General features: G+C 70.7%; 16 protein-coding genes and 1 tRNA gene. 10 read left to right on the top strand and 7 right to left on the bottom strand.

Annotated elements, in window-relative coordinates:
• Positions 1-444: 444 nt before the first annotated feature.
• Together ACFVYS_RS35335 and ACFVYS_RS35330 are read right to left on the bottom strand one after the other, a co-directional pair.
• Positions 445-924, bottom strand: coding sequence for a hypothetical protein (locus ACFVYS_RS35335; protein ID WP_389508826.1), 480 nt, complete (start codon positions 922-924; stop codon positions 445-447).
• A 195-nt stretch (positions 925-1,119) separates the two neighbouring features.
• Positions 1,120-1,932: an alpha/beta fold hydrolase gene (locus tag ACFVYS_RS35330; protein ID WP_389508824.1), complete on the bottom strand. Its 813-nt coding sequence runs from the start codon at positions 1,930-1,932 to the stop codon at positions 1,120-1,122.
• A 125-nt stretch (positions 1,933-2,057) separates the two neighbouring features.
• On the opposite strand from ACFVYS_RS35330, the gene ACFVYS_RS35325 reads away from it, so the two are divergent.
• Entirely contained in the window at positions 2,058-2,921 is an 864-nt protein-coding gene (locus tag ACFVYS_RS35325; RefSeq protein ID WP_389508822.1) for a helix-turn-helix domain-containing protein, read from the top strand.
• A gap of 138 nt (positions 2,922-3,059) precedes the next feature.
• Here ACFVYS_RS35325 and ACFVYS_RS35320 read toward each other — a convergent pair whose 3' ends face one another.
• Genes ACFVYS_RS35320 through ACFVYS_RS35310 form a run of 3 tightly spaced genes read right to left on the bottom strand, consistent with a single transcriptional unit; the run spans position 3,060 to position 4,536 of the window.
• Complete coding sequence (locus tag ACFVYS_RS35320) at positions 3,060-3,614, bottom strand: TIGR03086 family metal-binding protein (protein ID WP_389508820.1); 555 nt, start codon at positions 3,612-3,614, stop codon at positions 3,060-3,062.
• The gene (locus tag ACFVYS_RS35315; RefSeq protein ID WP_389508818.1) at positions 3,611-4,177 is read right to left on the bottom strand and encodes an SRPBCC family protein; all 567 of its coding nucleotides are present in this window, start codon (positions 4,175-4,177) and stop codon (positions 3,611-3,613) included. Before ACFVYS_RS35315 ends, ACFVYS_RS35320 begins: the two co-directional genes overlap by 4 nt.
• Positions 4,174-4,536: an ArsR/SmtB family transcription factor gene (locus ACFVYS_RS35310; RefSeq protein WP_389508816.1), complete on the bottom strand. Its 363-nt coding sequence runs from the start codon at positions 4,534-4,536 to the stop codon at positions 4,174-4,176. The genes ACFVYS_RS35315 and ACFVYS_RS35310 overlap by 4 nt, the downstream gene beginning before the upstream one ends.
• 461 nt (positions 4,537-4,997) lie before the next feature.
• Here ACFVYS_RS35310 and ACFVYS_RS35305 point away from each other — a divergent pair, with 461 nt between their 5' ends.
• From ACFVYS_RS35305 to ACFVYS_RS35290, 4 genes are all read left to right on the top strand, one after another.
• Positions 4,998-6,263: a hypothetical protein gene (locus ACFVYS_RS35305; RefSeq protein WP_389508814.1), complete on the top strand. Its 1,266-nt coding sequence runs from the start codon at positions 4,998-5,000 to the stop codon at positions 6,261-6,263.
• Between the two features lie 214 nt (positions 6,264-6,477).
• Complete coding sequence (locus ACFVYS_RS35300; RefSeq protein ID WP_389508812.1) at positions 6,478-6,975, top strand: hypothetical protein; 498 nt, start codon at positions 6,478-6,480, stop codon at positions 6,973-6,975.
• Positions 6,976-7,147: 172 nt separating this feature from the next.
• Positions 7,148-7,714 carry a dihydrofolate reductase family protein gene (locus ACFVYS_RS35295; RefSeq protein WP_389508810.1) on the top strand — a complete coding sequence of 189 codons (567 nt, stop codon included), beginning with the start codon at positions 7,148-7,150 and terminating at the stop codon, positions 7,712-7,714.
• Positions 7,715-7,908: 194 nt separating this feature from the next.
• A complete protein-coding gene (locus tag ACFVYS_RS35290) occupies positions 7,909-8,349 on the top strand; it encodes a hypothetical protein (RefSeq protein ID WP_389508808.1) in 441 nt (146 codons plus the stop codon).
• Positions 8,350-8,797: 448 nt separating this feature from the next.
• Here the strand turns inward: ACFVYS_RS35290 and ACFVYS_RS35285 are convergent, their stop codons facing one another.
• Entirely contained in the window at positions 8,798-10,078 is a 1,281-nt protein-coding gene (locus ACFVYS_RS35285; protein WP_389508806.1) for a TerD family protein, read from the bottom strand.
• A 307-nt stretch (positions 10,079-10,385) separates the two neighbouring features.
• Between ACFVYS_RS35285 and ACFVYS_RS35280 the strand changes: the two genes are divergently transcribed.
• The 3 genes from ACFVYS_RS35280 to ACFVYS_RS35270 all read left to right on the top strand — a co-directional run bounded on the left by ACFVYS_RS35280 (position 10,386) and on the right by ACFVYS_RS35270 (position 14,219).
• Positions 10,386-11,807, top strand: coding sequence for a lamin tail domain-containing protein (locus ACFVYS_RS35280; protein WP_389508804.1), 1,422 nt, complete (start codon positions 10,386-10,388; stop codon positions 11,805-11,807).
• Positions 11,808-12,035: 228 nt separating this feature from the next.
• Positions 12,036-12,383: a VOC family protein gene (locus ACFVYS_RS35275; RefSeq protein ID WP_142270368.1), complete on the top strand. Its 348-nt coding sequence runs from the start codon at positions 12,036-12,038 to the stop codon at positions 12,381-12,383.
• 201 nt (positions 12,384-12,584) lie between these two features.
• A complete protein-coding gene (locus tag ACFVYS_RS35270; RefSeq protein WP_389508802.1) occupies positions 12,585-14,219 on the top strand; it encodes an alpha/beta fold hydrolase in 1,635 nt (544 codons plus the stop codon).
• A gap of 184 nt (positions 14,220-14,403) precedes the next feature.
• On the opposite strand, the gene ACFVYS_RS35265 is transcribed toward ACFVYS_RS35270, so the two are convergent.
• A tRNA-Ser gene (locus ACFVYS_RS35265) sits at positions 14,404-14,472 on the bottom strand.
• Between the two features lie 103 nt (positions 14,473-14,575).
• Here ACFVYS_RS35265 and ACFVYS_RS35260 point away from each other — a divergent pair.
• On the top strand, positions 14,576-14,851 hold the full coding sequence (locus ACFVYS_RS35260) for a TetR/AcrR family transcriptional regulator (RefSeq protein WP_389508801.1): 276 nt from the start codon (positions 14,576-14,578) through the stop codon (positions 14,849-14,851).
• Positions 14,852-15,092: 241 nt separating this feature from the next.
• Positions 15,093-16,601 (top strand): MFS transporter, encoded by a 1,509-nt coding sequence (locus ACFVYS_RS35255; protein ID WP_389508799.1) that lies wholly within the window; start codon positions 15,093-15,095, stop codon positions 16,599-16,601.
• The last annotated feature ends 244 nt before the right edge of the window (positions 16,602-16,845 follow it).

Below are 16,845 nucleotides of genomic sequence, written 5' to 3'. Positions count from 1 at the left end.
CAGGAGGGGCAGCGGCTGCAGCAGATCGTGCGCCGGGGCAGGCACCGGTTCGGTGCGCTGCTGGCGCGCAATGATGCTGCTGGACTCGGCCGGCGGCAACCGTGGACTGGTGATCGCCCAGCTGGTCCGGACAGGCCGACGAGGAAACGGTCCGCGACGTGATCCACCGGTTCAACGAGATCGGCCGGCCGGTCTGGCCCCTCAACGGGCAGGAGGCCGTCCTCGCCTTCTCAGCCCTGACGATGAGGACTTCGCCGCCCACGCAGCGAGGCATTACACGGCCCGCTCGCCCGCCGCGGGATCACCTTCCAAGCGGGCCAAGACGTGGAAGGAGTTCAGGCCCCGGAGCGCGACGCCAGGCTCGACCGGCCTGACAGCCTGCTTCTGAGCCTCCGGCGCGGCCAGCACCGGCCTTCGACGGGTGCCGGGCTCCGGCCGCTGTGGTCATTCGATCCCGAGGGGCCCGATGCCCAGATCCTCACGCATGCGGCCGCGCATCTCAGCCATGGCCGTCCGGCGCTGTTGGACGAAAGCCCTGTCCTCGGCGGAGCCGACCGCGACCCCGCGGGCATAGGCGTCGCGCATCCGACGCAGGCTGTGGAACGCCTCGTTCCCGGCCGCAACGACGAGCGGCGGGCCCACCAGCCAGAGCTGCTCGCTGGCCGTGTGCAATCCGGTGCCACGGAAGGCTTCGCGCACCGCCGCATCACGCGCTGACTCGGACATGTGATCGCCCAGGGCGACAGCCCGTATCTCCTCCCCCGCGTCTTTGAGGGCGGAGGCGTACTCGGTGTACGCGGCGCGCCGCACTTCCAGAGCGTGTCGTGCCTCCTCGCGCCGCCACCTGTTGCGATCGGCGATCAGAGTGGCAGCGATGCCGATAGCAGCACCTGTCAGCGTGGAGAGCAGAGGCATCCAGTCCATGCGCCGCATGCTGTCTCAACTACTGCTGCGACACCAGCGGCCCTCACGTTCCGGCAGGGTGATCACAGACCTCTTGCCGAGTGCCAGGCCGGCGCCGGTGGGCAGGCCGTCCCCGTGCTTCTCATCCGTGATCCGAACGCGGGAAGGCCGGTTCTCAGCCTCCTGCTGTTCTGTGGTGGGGCGGCCGGTGGGTGATCAGGGGCCAGGTCGGTCGCCTGGCCGCGGGATCGGTCGGGTTGCCGGTGTGAAGGCTGTGAGGGCGTCGGCGAGGTCTGCTGGGGCTTCGAGCGGGATGAGGTGGCCGGTGTGCGGGATCACGGTGAAGTCGGCTTGGGGGAGATAGGGCATCAGGTTGTCGCGGAGGACTTCGGCGGGCTCGACGTGGTCGTTGTCTCCGGCGATGACGAGAGCGGGAACGCTGATCATGCGGGTGTGCTCGGTGATGTCTTCCGCGATGCCGCGCAGTGGCCATTCGGTGCGGGCGGCGTCGGTGCCGGCCCGCGAGTCGGTCGCGATCTGCGCCTTGAGTGAGACAGGCAGCTCGGTCGCGGTGAGGATGTGGTCCCGTGCCCGGGCGACGGACTCGTCGGAGTCGTAGGCGTGGGAAAGGGCTTCCCGGTACTCGGGAGTGATCTGCGCGGCGGGCTTTGCCGGACCGGAGCCGACGAGGACGATCCCGCGAAGGCCGGCGGGCCGGGTCGCCGCGGCCAGCTGCGCGACCTTGCCGCCCATGGAATGTCCGACGAGGACGTAGTCGGTGACGCCCGCGTCGGCGATCACGGCGAGCGTGTCGTCGGCGAGGCGGCGGAGGGCGTAGGGGCCGCCGAGATGGCTCGAGCGGCTCCACCCCCGGAAGTCGACCGTGAGCACGTCGCGACCCGCGAGGCGGTCGACGACGAGGTCCCAGGTGCGGCCGGAACCTCCCCAGTAGTGCAGGAACACCAGGGTCGGTCCTGCCCCCGGCCGGTGGTCATAAGCGGGCAGCAGCGTCTGCTGCGTCGTGTTCATCGGGGGCCCTCTCGGTCAGTGTTCTGGGCGGTCGTCCTGTGTGTCTGTCCTGTGTGTTCATTGAAGCCTTCCGACCGTGGCGGGGCATCGGCGCGACTGGTCGCCCGATGGTGGAAAATGGACACATGAGCGTGATCCGGCAGCTGACCTACCAGCCCGTCGGGCGCCCTGCCGCAGCTGTCGAGACGATGACGTTCGACCGCCTTCGCGAGCTGAACGACGGCGGTACGCAACGTGCCGACTTCCACGTCATCGCCGTCGTCGACGCCGGGCACGGATCCGTCACGGTGGACTTCCTGCGGCACCCGCTCGGGGAGCGGTCCGCGGTGTGGGTCGCTCCTGGCGCGGTGCACCGGTGGGACGACATCGCCGACGTGGCAGGGCACCTTGTGCTGTTCGTCCCGACCGCGCCGGTCACCCACGCCACCCGGGAGCTCGTCGCGTGCGCGGACCTGGTCGCGCAGTGGAGCGTTCCCGACGCCGACTGGCCGTTCGTCGACACCGCGCGCAACCACCTCCTCCTCGAAGCATCCGCCCCGCCCACGGACGCAACGGCGCAGCTGCCCGAGATCCTGCTCTCCGCGCTCATCGCCCGGCTCCGGCCACCGCACAGCGACGCAAGGTCGACGAATGCGGTGTTCGGGCTCTTCCGGTCCCGTGTCGAAGCGCACTTCCGGGAACATCGCGACGCCGGCTACTACGCCCGGGCTCTGGGATACGCGCCCCGCACGCTCTCAAGAGCGGTGCAGCAGGCCACCGGCCGCACCGCGAAGGCGTACATCGTCGACCGGACCGTCCTGGAAGCCAAACGGCTCCTCGCGCACGACCGCCTTACCGCGGCAGGCTGCGCCCACACGCTCGGCTTCCCCGACGCGTCCAACTTCTCCGTGTTCTTCCGGAAGGCGACAGGCATGCGCCCGGGTGCGTGGCAGTCGGCGGTAGCCGCTCCGATGAAGGGGGACGCTGAAGAAAGCCACTCGCGTCCGTGATCTCGCAGCGTCACGACTTCACGATCGCCGGGACACTGCGCCCGCCTCGCTACTTCGATACCACCGCGCCGGTCCGCGCGGCCCCTGACGCACGCGAAGGACGGCTGACCACGGGGACGGCGGTCGCGGCCGGATCGCTCAGGGTGTGCGCCCGATGAAGGCGAGCAGGCGTGTCTGCACGTCTGCGCTCTCGGGAACCTCGACCCTCGGTCCGTACTGCCCGCTCTTTCGGAGCACGTCGTCGAGCGGCAGCATCCCGTCGAGCAGCCGGGCACACCTGACGGGGTCGAGGGTCTCCTCCTGGCCACTGGCCCGCGCCAGGTCCCAGGTGTGCATGAAGACGTCGGCCGTATAGAAGCGGTCGACCGCCTGGTCGAGCGGAACCTCGCCGATATGGGGGTTCGACAGGACCTTGCCCGCTGTGGCCGGGTCGTCGAGGAGCGCCTGCACCCCGTCGCAGTGGACCGTCCAGGCCGCGACCGGATCGTCGTCGACCGAGGGCCCCTGGGGAAGTTCCACGCCGGCCCCGGACTTCAGGAAGGCCGGGAACCATTCGACGAGGTGGCGCACCACGTCCCGGGCGACCCAGCCTTCGCACGGCGCCGGGTTGTCCCATGCCGCCGGGCGCACGCCGCGGACGCGCTCCGTGAAGGCTCCTGCGATGAGTCGGTGCTCTTCGGCTGCGCTCGTCATGGGTTCAGGCCCTTTCCGTCGGTCCGAAGCTCCTCGGCGGAGTCGGCACTGTGGTCATCCTTGCCGCCCTCACGGCCCGCGAGCAGCTCGTCGAGCCGCTCGTATCCCTGGCGGACGCCGTCCTGCATACCGCTCTTGATGATCGCGTCGCGGGCCTCGATGGACTCCATGACCGATGTCGTGGTGACGCGGGTCCGGCCGCCGAGGTCCTCGAAGACGGCCTTCTCCAGGCTGACGCTGTCCGGGAAACCGTCGTAGGCGAAGGTCTGCACGATGCGTTCATGGGGGCGCACCTCGTGGAACACGCCGCGGAAGTCGTACTCGGTGCCGTCGTCCTCGAGATGCACGTAGCGGTAGGCGCCGCCACTGCGGGCGTCGTACTCGTCGATCCGCATGGTGAGCCAGCGCGGGCCGAGCCACTGGACGACGAGGTCGGGGTCGGTATAGGCCGTGAACACACGGTCCGGCGAGGCGTTGAACTCCCGGGTGATGACGATGGTGGGCAGCGCCGGGTCGGCCTCGATCCGCGTCTCGAGCCGACCGTCTGCCTCTGTGGTGCTCATGATGCTTCCTCCCTGGGCAAGTCTTCCTGCGCGGGCCGTTCCTCCATCTGCTCGAGCACAGCGTCGAGTCGACGGAAGCGGTCCTCCGCCTCACGGCGGTAGCGCTCGATCCACTTCGTCATCAGGTCGAACACCTCACCTTCGAGGTGACAGGGCCGCCGCTGGGCTTCCCTGGTGCGGCTGACGAGGCCGGCGTCCTCCAGGACCTTGATGTGCTTCGACACGGCCTGAACGGTCACGTCATAGGGCTCGGCCAGTTCGTTCACCGTGGCGTCTCCGCCTGCCAGTCTCGCGACGATGTCGCGCCGGGTCGGGTCGGCCAGCGCGGAGAAGACCCGGGACAGCCGGTCGTCGACCACTCCCCACCTCCCTTATTAAACCTCTTGGTTGAATAAGGGTAGGATCGAGCCCGCCGCTTTGTCAACCAATCGGTTGAGTAAGCGCGGAACGCCCTGCCCTGCCGAGGAAGACCACGGCGAGGCCGTCGAAGTCTCACTGCCCGCACCCCTCGGCACGAGGTGACGGTCTATCGGCGTCTGTTCGTCGCGAAGAGGTCCGGGAGGTGCGAGGACTGCCGGGTGAGGGCAGGCGACACCTCCGCCGGGTCATGAGCCAGGACTTCCCTGGCGAGCGGGACGTCCTCAGTCTTCCGTAGGCACGTCCAGATCAACATGGCTGCGAGGTGGAGTGCGCCCTCGTGGGCGATGGCGAGCTTGTCCGTTCGCATGGCCAGGCCGCGCCACTGCTTGAGACGGTTCCGTCAGAGCCGGACGGCGAGCGCCTCTGCCATGCTGTCCCTCTCGCAGGGATGGGGGGACGTGTGAGCGAGCCGATCGCCGGACGGCCCTGGGGCCACGGTCTGCGGGCCGCGGCGGTGCTGCTGGGCCTGGTGTTGGTGGTGGCGGGCTGCAGCGGCGCCCCGGGCCCGTCGGACCGGGCGGTCAAGCCGAAGGGCGACGGAGGCGCGTGGCAGCTCGACTACCGCAGCACGGCGCCGAATTCCGACCTCAGCAGCCTGGTCGCCGTCTCCGCCGACGAGGCGTGGGCCGTCGGACGCACGGAAGAGTCCGGCCGTCAGCACGGCATTCTGCTGCACTACGCCGTCGGCCGCTGGAGCCCCGTGCCGCTGCCCGTCGAACTCCGCGACGACCCCGACCTGGAAGTCGCGGCGTCGGGCCCGCAAGACGTATGGATCCACCATCGGGATCCCAAGCCGTTCCCGCCGACCGAGGGGGACACGAACCAGCGGTGTCCGCCGCCCTCGGAAGACCCCGAACAGCCGGAGGCCCTGTGGCCCCGCCTGGCGATGCGCTGGGACGGCAACCACTGGCACCGGACGGCCGCCCCTTACCCGATCACCACTCTGCACGTGCTGTCCCCGCGCGATGCCTGGACGGTCGACTGCCAGGGCGCTCTGCAGCACTGGGACGGCCGACGCTGGCAGCGGACCGTGCTGCCGATCTGGGTCTGTGATCTCGACGCCTCGTCCCCGGACGACGTCTGGGCCGTGGGCACGCGCGTACCCTCCGCTGCTCCGAACCAGCTCGCGGCGATGCGCTACGACGGACACGGCTGGCAGCAGACGCTGCTGCCCGAGCACCGCTTCACCCGGAACGGCACGCTGCCCGGAGAGATCAGCACGCTCGACCATGTCCGTGTCCTCGCCGCGGACGACGTCTGGGCGGTCGGGGCACACACCTGGGAGCCGGAGGACGAGGAGCCGACCGACCCGCCCTTCGAAGACTTCTTCCTCCACTGGGACGGCCACCGGTGGAAGAGCGCCCCCTACCCGCCCAGCCCCGCATTCGGCTCCGCGATACAGCCGGTGGTCCCCGACGGCTCCGGAGGGCTGGTGCTGGGCGCCTGGCTGCGCCGCACCGCCGCCGGGCGCTACCTGGGCATCGACGCCCCGTCAGGGGTCGAAGGCTGGACGGCCACGGAGGCGAAGCCCTTGAGGCGTCAGTGGCTCTGGCTGACGGACCTGGCGGCGGCGCCCGGCACGCACACCCTGTTCGGGGTCGGCGCACTCGTCTCCCACGAAAGGAGCACGGCGGTCGTCGTTCGATACCGGGCAGGGGTCTCCTGAGCCGGCGGTGGGTCCGGACGGCGGCCGCGGCCGCTTGTCGGGGGCGCGGTCGAGTACCTCGTCCGAAGAATCGAGCTCCTCGGGCGGAGCTTGTACGGCCGAAAGCCCTTCTCGCTCGGCCGAGTTCTGACTCCCCCGTGACGCCGGCCCGTGCCGGAACCCGGCTTGCATCATGAGGCTTCTCAGGACGCTGGCCGGAACCCATGATGACGGGATGGTCATCAGCGAGGATCTGCTCTGGGACGCGGCGGACAGGGGGACGCGGACCGTTCCGCGGCTACGGCGCACGGCGGTGACGGCCGGCTGTGCCAGCCTGTTCGTCCTGGTGCTGTGGGCGTATTCCGACGCCAGGTGGGCGGCCTGCACGGCTGCGGCCTACGTGCTCGCGGAGATCGCGTACCGGGTGTGGGACCGGCGGCGCCTGGTCGAGGCACGGATCGTCGTCGGCGAAGCCGACGGCCGTGCCAGGCTCCGCCTCCGGCGGGTCGGCGGACGGATCACCGAACACGACCCCCACCAAGTGGCCCGGGTGCTCATCATCCACGACAACGTCGTCGACTCGGCGAAGCTCCGCCTGCGCCTGCGCGGGAAGCGGCTCCTCTTCGGGCGCCCGGGCCGCGCCCCGGCACTCACGACCTGGCGGAGGACGTGCCCGAGAGCCCACGTCCAGGACAGGAACGCCCGATGGGGCATGCCGGGGGTCCCCGACTAGGTTCTGCCTCTTTGGCCAGCTTCGGGTCCAGAGGCGGCTCGCCCGTGCCGGCCGAGTACACCACGCGGAGCCCCGAGCACCAGGACTACCGGCGAGCCCAGATCGCGCACCGATGAGTTTCACGCGCCGCGCTGGTCTATACGCCGGACACCCACGGACGGAAGGCTGCGCCATGCGGAAACTGATCTACGGCATGAACCTGACCCTGGACGGCTACATCGCCGCGGCCGGCGACGACATCGGCTGGAGCGGACCGCCGAGCCACGAGCTGTTCCAGTGGTGGCTCGACCACGAGCAGGCGAGTGGCCTGTCCCTGTATGGGCGCAAGCTGTGGGAGACGATGAGCTCCTACTGGCCGACCGGCGACCAGCAGCCCAACGCCACCCCGGCGGAGATCGAGTTCGCGCGAAACTGGCGGGACACGCCGAAGGTGGTGTTCTCCTCGACGATCGACAAGGTCGACTGGAACACCCGCCTGGTCACCGGCGACGCGATCGCCGAGATCACCCGGCTCAAGAGCGAGGACGGCGGCCCGATGAACATCGGCGGCGCAACGCTCGCCGGAGCGGCCATGCGCGCCGGACTGATCGACGAGTACGCGATCGCCACCCATCCGGTTCTGGTGGGCGGCGGCACGCCGTTCTTCACCGCGCTGGACAACTGGGTGAACCTGAACCTGGTGGAGACGCGGACGCTGCCCGGCGGCGTGGTCCTGACCAGGTACGAGACGAGGCGCTGAGCAGCAGCACCCCCGCGCGCTCACCGGACTTCGCCGACAACGCTCAGCCTTCGCCGCCACAGGTCAGGCGCCCCGCCAAGGGGGCCTCTGCGCACCTGGCTTCGGTGCTCTCGGGCTGGACCTGCCCGGGCGATCATCCGGTAGAGCGCCTCGATGATATTTTCACCGCAATTGCGGGAGGGGCGGGTGAGTAAGTGGGCAGTGACCTGCGGCGTGCGGCTGTCGTGGCGCTGGTCGCGCTCGGGCGAAGCGATGACTGGCGTGACCGGGCGGATGCCGGTCACAGTCTGGCAGGGTTCGCCGAGATGCAGGAGGCCGTGGAGCCGCTGCTGGGGCTTGTGCTCGACCCTGGTGACACCTTCGTCACCCGGCGGACCGCGGAGGGCTTGCTTCGGCGCAACGACAGGGCCGGACTGGCGATAGTCGCGTCCGCGCTGGCAGGCGCCGACGACAACCACGCCGATTGGATCCACACCGCAACAGTCGATGTCTTCAGCATCTTCTCGGACGACCTGGACGAGGCGCTGCGGCTCTGCGGGGAGATGTCGGACGACAACGACGATCGTGTTGCCCGGGGGGCCCGCCGGTTGTGCGAGAGCCTGGCCGGGATCGATCCCGTTCTTGGCCCGTCGTAGCGGGGTTCGATCGCTCTCCGGGCGCTGAGGGGGCGAGACCGGCCATTGCGGATACCGGCCCCGGGTCCGGGGATCTCACTTCGCCACGAGACGGCGCACCGTGACACTGCTGGGCCGGGCCCGTCATCAAAGGCTTCCTCACCGCACAGCAGTCCGCCGCCACAAGCCGAGCCCAGCAATCCCTCGCACTCTGACCCACCTGGCAGGAGAAGGGCCGGGCCAAGCCGGACACATCTACAAGGGACTGTTCACGCGACGGAGGCTCGATCCTGGCCCGGCCCTAGAGGGCCACGACGCCCGGCGTGAACCGAGTCCTCACCGGCCGACCCTGCTTCCACGTCCCTCGTGACGCACGGCAGCAGGTGGAGTGTCGATGCGGGCGCTCCCCCGCCATGCCGTCACGGGCACAGACGTCACGGACCGGTGTGGCCCCGGAGGGTGGGAGAGGTCAGCCGCTGACGTCGACGCCGAAGCCGCGAGCCAGGTCGGCCAGTTGATGGTCGTAGCCCTGGCCGGTCGCGCGGACGCGCCATCGGGGGCCACGCCGGTAGATCTCGGCGAGCAGCAGCGTTCGTTCGGTGGTCGCGGCGTCCAGGGTGGCTTGGGCCACGACGCGCGCGCCGTTGTCCTGGGCGACGGTGATCTCGATGGCTCCGGCCTGGGCGAACGTCCCGGATCCGTCGATGGCGGAGGCGATGACGATTTTACGGACCGCGTCGGGAAGGGTGGTCAGGTCCACGGTGACGGCTTGTTCGCTGGGGCCTTCGGTGGTCAGGCGCACGGTCGCGTCGGGTGTTTGGGGTGCTCCGTAGAAGACGAAGTCCTCGTCGCAGGAGACTTGTTCGTCCTCGTCGAGAGCGAAGGCGACCACGTCGATCTCGCAGCCGCTCTGATGGCCCCAGGACGCAGTCACCGTCCACGCTCCGGCGCCGTCGTATGCAGGCGGAAGGTCGAGGACGCCACCCCGGGGAAGGACCAGGGCGCCGGCCGGCTCGGCCGTCACCTCTGCGGCGGTACCCGATGGCTGCGCGAGCGTGGCGAGCCAGTCGGCGTCGTGGATGGGCAGTTGGCGTGCCGTGATGTGGGGCATACGGCGGTCCCCGGCCCCATCGGCCAGAAGGACCACGTCCGTGACGCCGGCGGACAGATTGACGGCGGCGGCTCCGCCCAGCTCCGCGATGCGGGCGCGCTGCGCCGACGCGTGGTCGTGAGGGCCGCCCAGCACCAGGATCCGCCGCCCGGACAGCGGTGCGGCGGAAGCCGGTTGGCCGGTACGTCGCTGAGCAGGCAGCGGGGACGCCGGCGCTGCGGGGTTCGCGTGGCCGGTACCGGGCCGCACGCCGGTGAGCAGCCCGAGGAAGGCTTCTTCGGTGATCACGGGCACATCTGCGCTGCGTGCCGCACGGCACTTGGCGCTGTCGGAATCGGACTCGTCGGTGACCAGCACGCTGGTATGGCGGCTGACCGAGCTCATCACATTCAGTCCTGCCGCGACGGAACGCGCGATGAGTTGCTCCCGTGCGGTGCGGGTGTCACCGGTGAAGGCGACCTTCATGCCCTGCACCAGCGGGGCGCCGGGGGCGAGGCGGCCGGGGTTGAGCTGACCGAATCTCACCGTCGAACCGGCGGCGGACGGCGCCTGCGAGGCGACGGCCGCCGAGCTGACGTCCGACGGCACGCAGGACCTGGTGGTGGCGAGCAGCGGCAGCGAGCAGGTGGACGTCTTCATCTGCTCCTGCGGCTGGGCGTCCACCCGTACCCGCGCCTCCGCCCGTCCCATACCCGCCGGGGCGCGGAGTTCGTGCGGACAGCGGGCTCTGCTCAGCGGTCGGCCCCGGCGACCGAATGCGATGGGCGGTCGTCGGCCGTGCCCGGCTCGGGCGGCGCGGGCGGGCGCGGGCGGGCGCGGGCGCGGGCGCGGGCGGGCAAGCTTCGCCCGTCGTTCACCGGCCGTCCGACTCCCCGCAGGCGTCGTGTTCGGCCTGCTCAGGGACCGTCATGCCGCCTTGCCCATGACAACTTCGGGATGGAACTTCGTGACTGCATCGATCGCCCGCCGTCGGCGCCGTGGTCTTACCCGTTTCCTCGTCGCCGGGCCGCTGCTGACCGTCGGCGCCCTGACCGGCGTCCCGGCCGCCCACGCGGCTGCCGCCGACGACATCCGCGTCAACGAGGTCGTGACCACCGGCGACGTCAACGACTCGATCGAGCTCTACAACAAGGGCACCGCCACGATCGACGTCTCGGGCTGGATCCTCAAGGACGACTACAACAGCTCCAAGTACAAGATTGCCTCCGGAACCACGCTGGCACCGGGGGCGTACCGGGCGTTCGACGTGCACGGCAAGTTCGGTCTGGGCTCCGACGACGAGGCCCGCCTGTACCTCGCCGACGGCACCACCCTGGTCGACAGCTTCGCCTGGAGCGAGCACTCCGCCCCCTCCTGGTCACGCTGCCCCGACGGGACCGGTGCCTTCGGGGAGGCGGCCCTGACCCTCGGAGCCCCCAACGACTGCGGGACCGGCGCCGGGGGTACGACCCCGGTGGCGTGGCCCGGCGGCAGCACCGTGGCGACGGCGGACGCCTCCGACGTGTTCGGTGAGGACCTCAGTGGCCTGTACCAGGAGGGCAGCGTGCTGTGGGGCGCGCAGAACAGCGGCAAGCTGTGGCGCCTGGTCCGTGACGGCTCCGGCGGCTGGACCCCGGACACGAGCGGTGGCTGGTCCGCCGGCAAGGCCCTGCGCTTCCCCGGCGGTTCGGGAAGCCCCGACAGCGAGGGCGTCACCCTCACCGGCTCCGGTTCCGCCGGCGGGGCGTTCGTCGCGAGCGAGCGCAACGGCGATGCCTCCGGCACCAGCCGCCTGTCGGTGCTGAAGTACGACGTCGCCGTCGGCGGCTCCACCCTGACCTCCAGCAGGGAATGGAACCTCACCTCCGACCTGCCCTCGACCGGCTCCAACCTCGGCTTCGAAGGGATCACCTGGATTCCCGACACCTATCTGAGCGGCGCCGGCTTCAAGGACGCCACCACCGGCTCGGTCTACGACCCGGCCCGCTACGGCGCCCACAGCGGCGGCGTGTTCTTCGTCGGTGTCGAGGGCACCGGCACGATCTACGGCTATGTCCTCGCCGATTCCGGCTCCTACACCCGCGTCGCCTCTCTCAGCAGCGGCATGTCCGGGGTGATGGAGCTCCAGTGGGAGCCGCAGGCCGCTCGTCTGTGGGCCGTCTGCGACGACACCTGCGACGGCCGGCACCGCACCCTGAAGGTCGACGCCTCCGGCACGTTCACCACCAGCGCGGTCTACGACCGTCCCAGCGGCATGCCCGACTACAACAACGAGGGCTTCGCGCCGGCCGGCTCCGACGAGTGCGTCGCCGGCTCCAAGCCCGTCTACTGGTCCGACGACTCCAACGACGGCGGACACGCGCTGCGCAAGGGCACCATCACCTGCTGAACCTGCTGCAGCCCGGAACTGTGGTGACGACGGGCGCGGCCGGGCGGACCGGTTCGGTGGTGCGAACCGGTCCGCCCGGCGGAGCACGAACGTCTGGTGCTCGTCGATCGGTATCGGCCTCGACGGCCGATCAAAGGCCGGTCGACGGCCCGGGGGGTGCGGAGGTGGGAGGGTCGTAGGACCCCTGAACTGTTCAGGATGCGTGTCCGATCCCATGAGGAGTCGTCGATGGCCGTTCGTCGTGTCATGCCCGTCATCCAGTCGGAGGCGGTCCAGGAGAGCCGGGAGTTCTACGGCCTCCTGGGCTTCGAGGAAGTCATGAACCTGGGCTGGATCATGACGCTTGCCTCGCCCTCCACTCCGGCGGCGCAGGTCAGCTTCATGAGCAGCGACAAAGCCGCCCCGGTCACCCCCGACATGAGCATCGAGGTCGACGACGTCGACGCGGCCTACGCGCTGATGCGGGACAGCGGCGCGGAGATCGTTCACCCTCTGCAGGACGAGGAGTGGGGCGTACGACGCTTCTTCGTTCGCGACCCCAACGGCCGCGTGGTCAACGTGCTGCGCCACCTCTGAGGCTTCCCGCACCACGCGCGCACCCGACGGGCCCGGCACGCTCGTCGGTCGCCTCGTTCCCGACGATCAGGTGCTGAAAATTTTCTGCGGAAGTTCGGACGCGGTGGCACCTCTCGCGTGTTTTCCCCCTCTGTTCAGCTAGCCGGACTCACCGTGACCTGTGAGCTCTCGGCGACACAGCAGCCCAGGGGGAAGGACACCATGACAACTCCACACCGCATACCGAGACGCTTCGGGCGACTCGGCGTCCTCGGAGCCGCGTTGACGGCACTCGTGGTCGCCGGGACGGGGACGGCGACTCGGGCGACCGCCGGACCGGACATCCCCGGAACCCCGCCCGTGCCGTCACTCACCTGGAGCGACTGCCAGGGCGGCTTCGAGTGCGCGAACGCCGACGTGCCGCTCGACTACCGCGAGCCGCAGGGCAAGACCATCACCCTCGCGGTGGTCCGGAAGAAGGCCGCGGACGGCACGAAGCGCAAGGGCACGCTCTTCATGCAGCCGGGCGGGCCCGGCAACTCCGGCGTGGACTTCGTGCGCAACAACTACGCGGACCTGCCCGCCGCGCTCCGCGACTCGTTCGACGTCTTCGGCTACGACGTGCGTGGTGTCGGCCGCAGTTCGGCGCTGACCTGCTTCGACGACGCGCGGTACACCCAGGCGGTCACACAGGCGAAGGGCGTGCCCGGGCCGGACGCCTACGGACCGGCGCTGAGTCAGGCCGCCGAGTTCGACCAGGCCTGTGAGGACAACGCGGGCGAGCTGCTGCCGTACATCGGCACCGAGTACGTCGCCCGGGACATCGACCTGCTGCGTCAGGCGCTGGGCGAGCAGCAACTCACCTACTACGGACGTTCGTTCGGGTCGTACATCGGGACCGTGTACGCGGCCATGTTCCCCAAGCGGGTGCGGGCACTGACGCTCGACGGCGCCTACGACCCGGTCCACTACGCGAACCGCCCGTACGCCTACGACCGGCCGCAGTACCTGGCGCTGGACGGCGCGATGGGCCGTTTCCTCGACTGGTGCGCCGCCGATCAGGCGACCTGCGGGTTCGGCGACGGCGACCCGCGCGGGGCGTTCGAGAAGCTGAAGGCCGATCTGGACGCCGATCCCGTGCCGACCGCGAACGGCGGCCGGGCCAACGGCTACACGCTGGTCTACCGGCTGATGTTCAACATCAACGAGGGCAAGGTCATCTGGCCCTCGTTCGGTGAGGCGCTGCACAAGGCCCAACTGCGGGACAACACCTCCTTCTTGCTGCGGCCGCCGTCCCCGGCGAGCTTCGACTTCCTCGGCCCGAACGTGGCCGTCGAGTGCGTCGACCGGGACTACCCGCGCGATCTGCGCCGGCTGAAGCGGAACGTCACGGCGAACGCGAAGGACGCGCCGCTGCTCGGCCCCGCGATGGCGTACGGTCCGCCGACGTACGACCACCAGCACGCCACCGCCTGCGTCCAGTGGCCCGGCGAGCGGGTCAGCCGCTACGACGGCTCCTACCGGGCCAAGGGCTCTGCACCGATCCTGGTCCTCGGCACCACCGGCGACCCGGACACCCCGTACCAGGACGCGGTGGCGCTGTCGCGGCAGCTCGACAACGCCTCGCTTGTGACGTTCGAGGCGGAGGGGCACACCGCGTTCGGGCGGAGCGCCTGCGCGACGGACGCGGTCATCGCCTACCTGGTCGACCTGAAGGTCCCGGCCAAGGGCAAGACCTGCGCGGACGAGACCCAGCCGCCTTCTTCGACGCCGACGGTGGCCCCGCCCGGCACCACGCTGAAGGAACTCCGCAACGGCGTCGACGAGCGCGTCGAACGCATCGGCGCCGTGCGCTGACGGTTCCGATACCGACCCCGAGGCGCCGGCCCTTCTCGGCCGGCGCCTCGGCGTCGAGCGACCGGGGCGGAACGCCGTACAGCCGCCACGCGACGTACGGCGCTGCCGGGTTCGCAGAGTTGTGCAGAGATCGGAGTCGGCAACGGAACGTAGGTGTCCTGGGCCGCTGGACGACACCGGCCGAAGCCGGTGGCGGGATTCGAACCCGCGTTTCCCGCTTGACAGGCGAAGTATCCGGTGCCTGCGCACCTGCACAGAACGACCCTACCGAGCCGCCGCGGCGCGAGCATCGGAGTTTCCGGTCCACCTCGGAGCAGGGCCTTCGGACGATCGCCGGCTTCAGTCGGCGCGCCGTCATGGCCAAGGGACCACCGGCCCGTAAAAGCGTCCCGCGGGCCCGGCGCGAGGAGCAGATCCTCGCCGCCGCGACGCAGGAGTTCGGGCGCAACGGTTACGAGGGCACCTCCCTCGCCGCCGTCGCGTCCCGCGTCGGTGTCACCAAGACGCTGCTGCACCAGTACTTCGGCGCCAAGCACGACCTGTATCTCGCCTGCCTCGTCCCGGCCGCCGACCGGATCCTGTCGGCCGTCCGGACCGCCATGCACGACACGGCGAGCGTGCTCGGCCCGTAGGCCCCGGTTGCCTCGCCGGGCAGGGCCGCGGCGACCGTGGCGCGCCGCGTCCGTGCACCCCGGGCGATCCGGGGCAGTAGCTCCGGTATGCGCCGGAGGATCGATGCGGCTCAGAATGCACTCAGGACACAGCGGGGCGAACAGGGTGCCGGACGACGGCGCAGGGGTACCAGGGGCACCACGGGGCGCCTCCACCGCGTGGCCAGGTGTTCTCGGACGCGGCCCGGCGAGAGGAGACCCTGTGACGGCGTCGGCGAGGAACGGAAGTCCGTTCGCTCAGGAGAGTGGTTCCGAGCAGGACCCGAACCGGTGGCGGGCCCTGTGGGTCACCCTGGTGGCCGGTTTCATGAGCCTGCTGGACGTGACGATCGTGGCGGTCGCCCTGCCCACCGTCCAGCGCGAGCTGCACGCTTCCGCCGCCCAGGTGCAATGGGTGGTCTCCGGGTATGCCCTCACGTTCGCCCTCGCCCTGGTGACCGCGGGCCGCCTCGGTGACGCCCTCGACCGACGCCGCATCTTCCTGCTGGCCCTGAGCAGCTTCGTGGTCTTCAGCGCGGCCTGCGGCGCCGCCCCCGACATCACCTGGCTGGTGGTGGGCCGCCTCGCCCAGGGGCTGGCGGCCGGCTTCATGGCTCCGCAGAACTCCGCGCTCATCCAGCAGATGTTCCGCGGCGCCGAGCGCGGACGGGCCTTCGGATTCTTCGGCGCCACCGTCGGCATCTCCTCCGCCGTCGGCCCGCTCACCGGCGGCGCCATCCTCGCGCTGGCCTCCGGCTCCGAGGGCTGGCGCTGGATCTTCTACGTCAACGTCCCCATCGGCGTTCTCGCCGTCCTGCTCGGCCGCCGACTGCTGCCCCGCACCCAGCCGTCCGGCCGGGGGCACGTGGACGTGCCCGGCGTCCTGCTCCTCGGACTCGGCGTCCTCGCGCTCATGTATCCGCTGGTCCAGGCGGACTCCGGCGGGCTGGGGCGCCTGTGGTGGCTGTTCCCCCTCGGCGCCGCACTGCTCGGCCTCTTCGTGCGGTGGCAGCGCCGTCTCGTCGCCCGGGACGCCCAGCCGCTGCTCGATCCCCGTCTGTTCAGCACCGTGCGCGGCTACGCCGTCGGTGCCGGGGTCGGCACGCTGTACTTCATCGGCTTCAGCGGGGTCTGGCTGGTCTTCGCCCTCTTCTACCAGGGCGGGCTCGGCTTCTCGCCGTTGCGGTCCGGCCTCGCCGTGACACCCTTCGCCATCGGATCGGCGAGCGCGGCCGTCGTCGCCGGCAGACTGGTGGACCGGTTCGGCCGGCTGCTCACCGTGTGCGGCCTCGCGGGCGTGATCACCGGCCTGGGCGGTGCCGCGCTGCTGCTCCGCTTCGCACCCCTCGATATCGCCCCCTGGGCAGCCGCCCCGCTGCTCTTCCTCGGCGGCATCGGCGGCGGCTTCGTGGTCTCGCCGAACATCACCATGACCCTGCGGGAGGTGCCGGTGCGGATGGCGGGCGCGGCGGGCGGCGCCCTCCAGACCGGTCAACGCCTCGGCGCCGCCGTGGGCACCGCGGCCCTGCCCGGCCTGTACTACCTGGCGCTCGGTGAGGGCGACGACTACCGCGGCGCCCTCACCGTCGCGCTGGTCGCCGCCCTGGCGGGGATGGGAACGTCGCTGGCCCTCGCGACCGTCGACTGGCGGCGCGACCGGCAGACGCGGCAGCCCCACGAGAAGTGTCCGGACGAGGTCGCCCATAATCCCCTGCACTCCCGCCAGTCCTGATCTGCGCGCCACGCCGACGGGCCCGGGGCAGGGGCAGGGGCAGCAGGACGGCGCCCTGTCGACGGCGAGGCGACGGGAACGACCGACCGACCGGAACCGGCCGAACCGGCCGAACCGGCCGAACCGGCCGAACCGGCCGGAACCTACCGACCGGCCGAACCGGCCGAACCGGCACACCGTCGGCTGCGGACGGCGGGCCTGTCGTCGGCAAGGGGTCGGCGTGCCCGCGACGGCGGGCACGGTC

The sequence above is a fragment of the Streptomyces sp. NPDC058295 genome (assembly GCF_042880655.1).
In the GTDB taxonomy this organism is placed as follows: domain Bacteria; phylum Actinomycetota; class Actinomycetes; order Streptomycetales; family Streptomycetaceae; genus Streptomyces; species Streptomyces coriariae.
This window is presented reverse-complemented; position numbering and strand designations above follow the sequence as displayed.

Bases quoted from the DNA above. Each gene is read 5' to 3' on its own strand.
- ACFVYS_RS35335 (WP_389508826.1), bottom strand. From the start codon at position 924: ATGGACTGGATGCCTCTGCTCTCCACGCTGACAGGTGCTGCTATCGGC.
- ACFVYS_RS35330 (WP_389508824.1), bottom strand. From the start codon at position 1,932: ATGAACACGACGCAGCAGACGCTGCTGCCCGCTTATGACCACCGGCCG.
- ACFVYS_RS35325 (WP_389508822.1), top strand. From the start codon at position 2,058: ATGAGCGTGATCCGGCAGCTGACCTACCAGCCCGTCGGGCGCCCTGCC.
- ACFVYS_RS35320 (WP_389508820.1), bottom strand. From the start codon at position 3,614: ATGACGAGCGCAGCCGAAGAGCACCGACTCATCGCAGGAGCCTTCACG.
- ACFVYS_RS35315 (WP_389508818.1), bottom strand. From the start codon at position 4,177: ATGAGCACCACAGAGGCAGACGGTCGGCTCGAGACGCGGATCGAGGCC.
- ACFVYS_RS35300 (WP_389508812.1), top strand. From the start codon at position 6,478: ATGGTCATCAGCGAGGATCTGCTCTGGGACGCGGCGGACAGGGGGACG.
- ACFVYS_RS35295 (WP_389508810.1), top strand. From the start codon at position 7,148: ATGCGGAAACTGATCTACGGCATGAACCTGACCCTGGACGGCTACATC.
- ACFVYS_RS35285 (WP_389508806.1), bottom strand. From the start codon at position 10,078: ATGAAGACGTCCACCTGCTCGCTGCCGCTGCTCGCCACCACCAGGTCC.
- ACFVYS_RS35275 (WP_142270368.1), top strand. From the start codon at position 12,036: ATGGCCGTTCGTCGTGTCATGCCCGTCATCCAGTCGGAGGCGGTCCAG.
- ACFVYS_RS35270 (WP_389508802.1), top strand. From the start codon at position 12,585: ATGACAACTCCACACCGCATACCGAGACGCTTCGGGCGACTCGGCGTC.
- ACFVYS_RS35260 (WP_389508801.1), top strand. From the start codon at position 14,576: ATGGCCAAGGGACCACCGGCCCGTAAAAGCGTCCCGCGGGCCCGGCGC.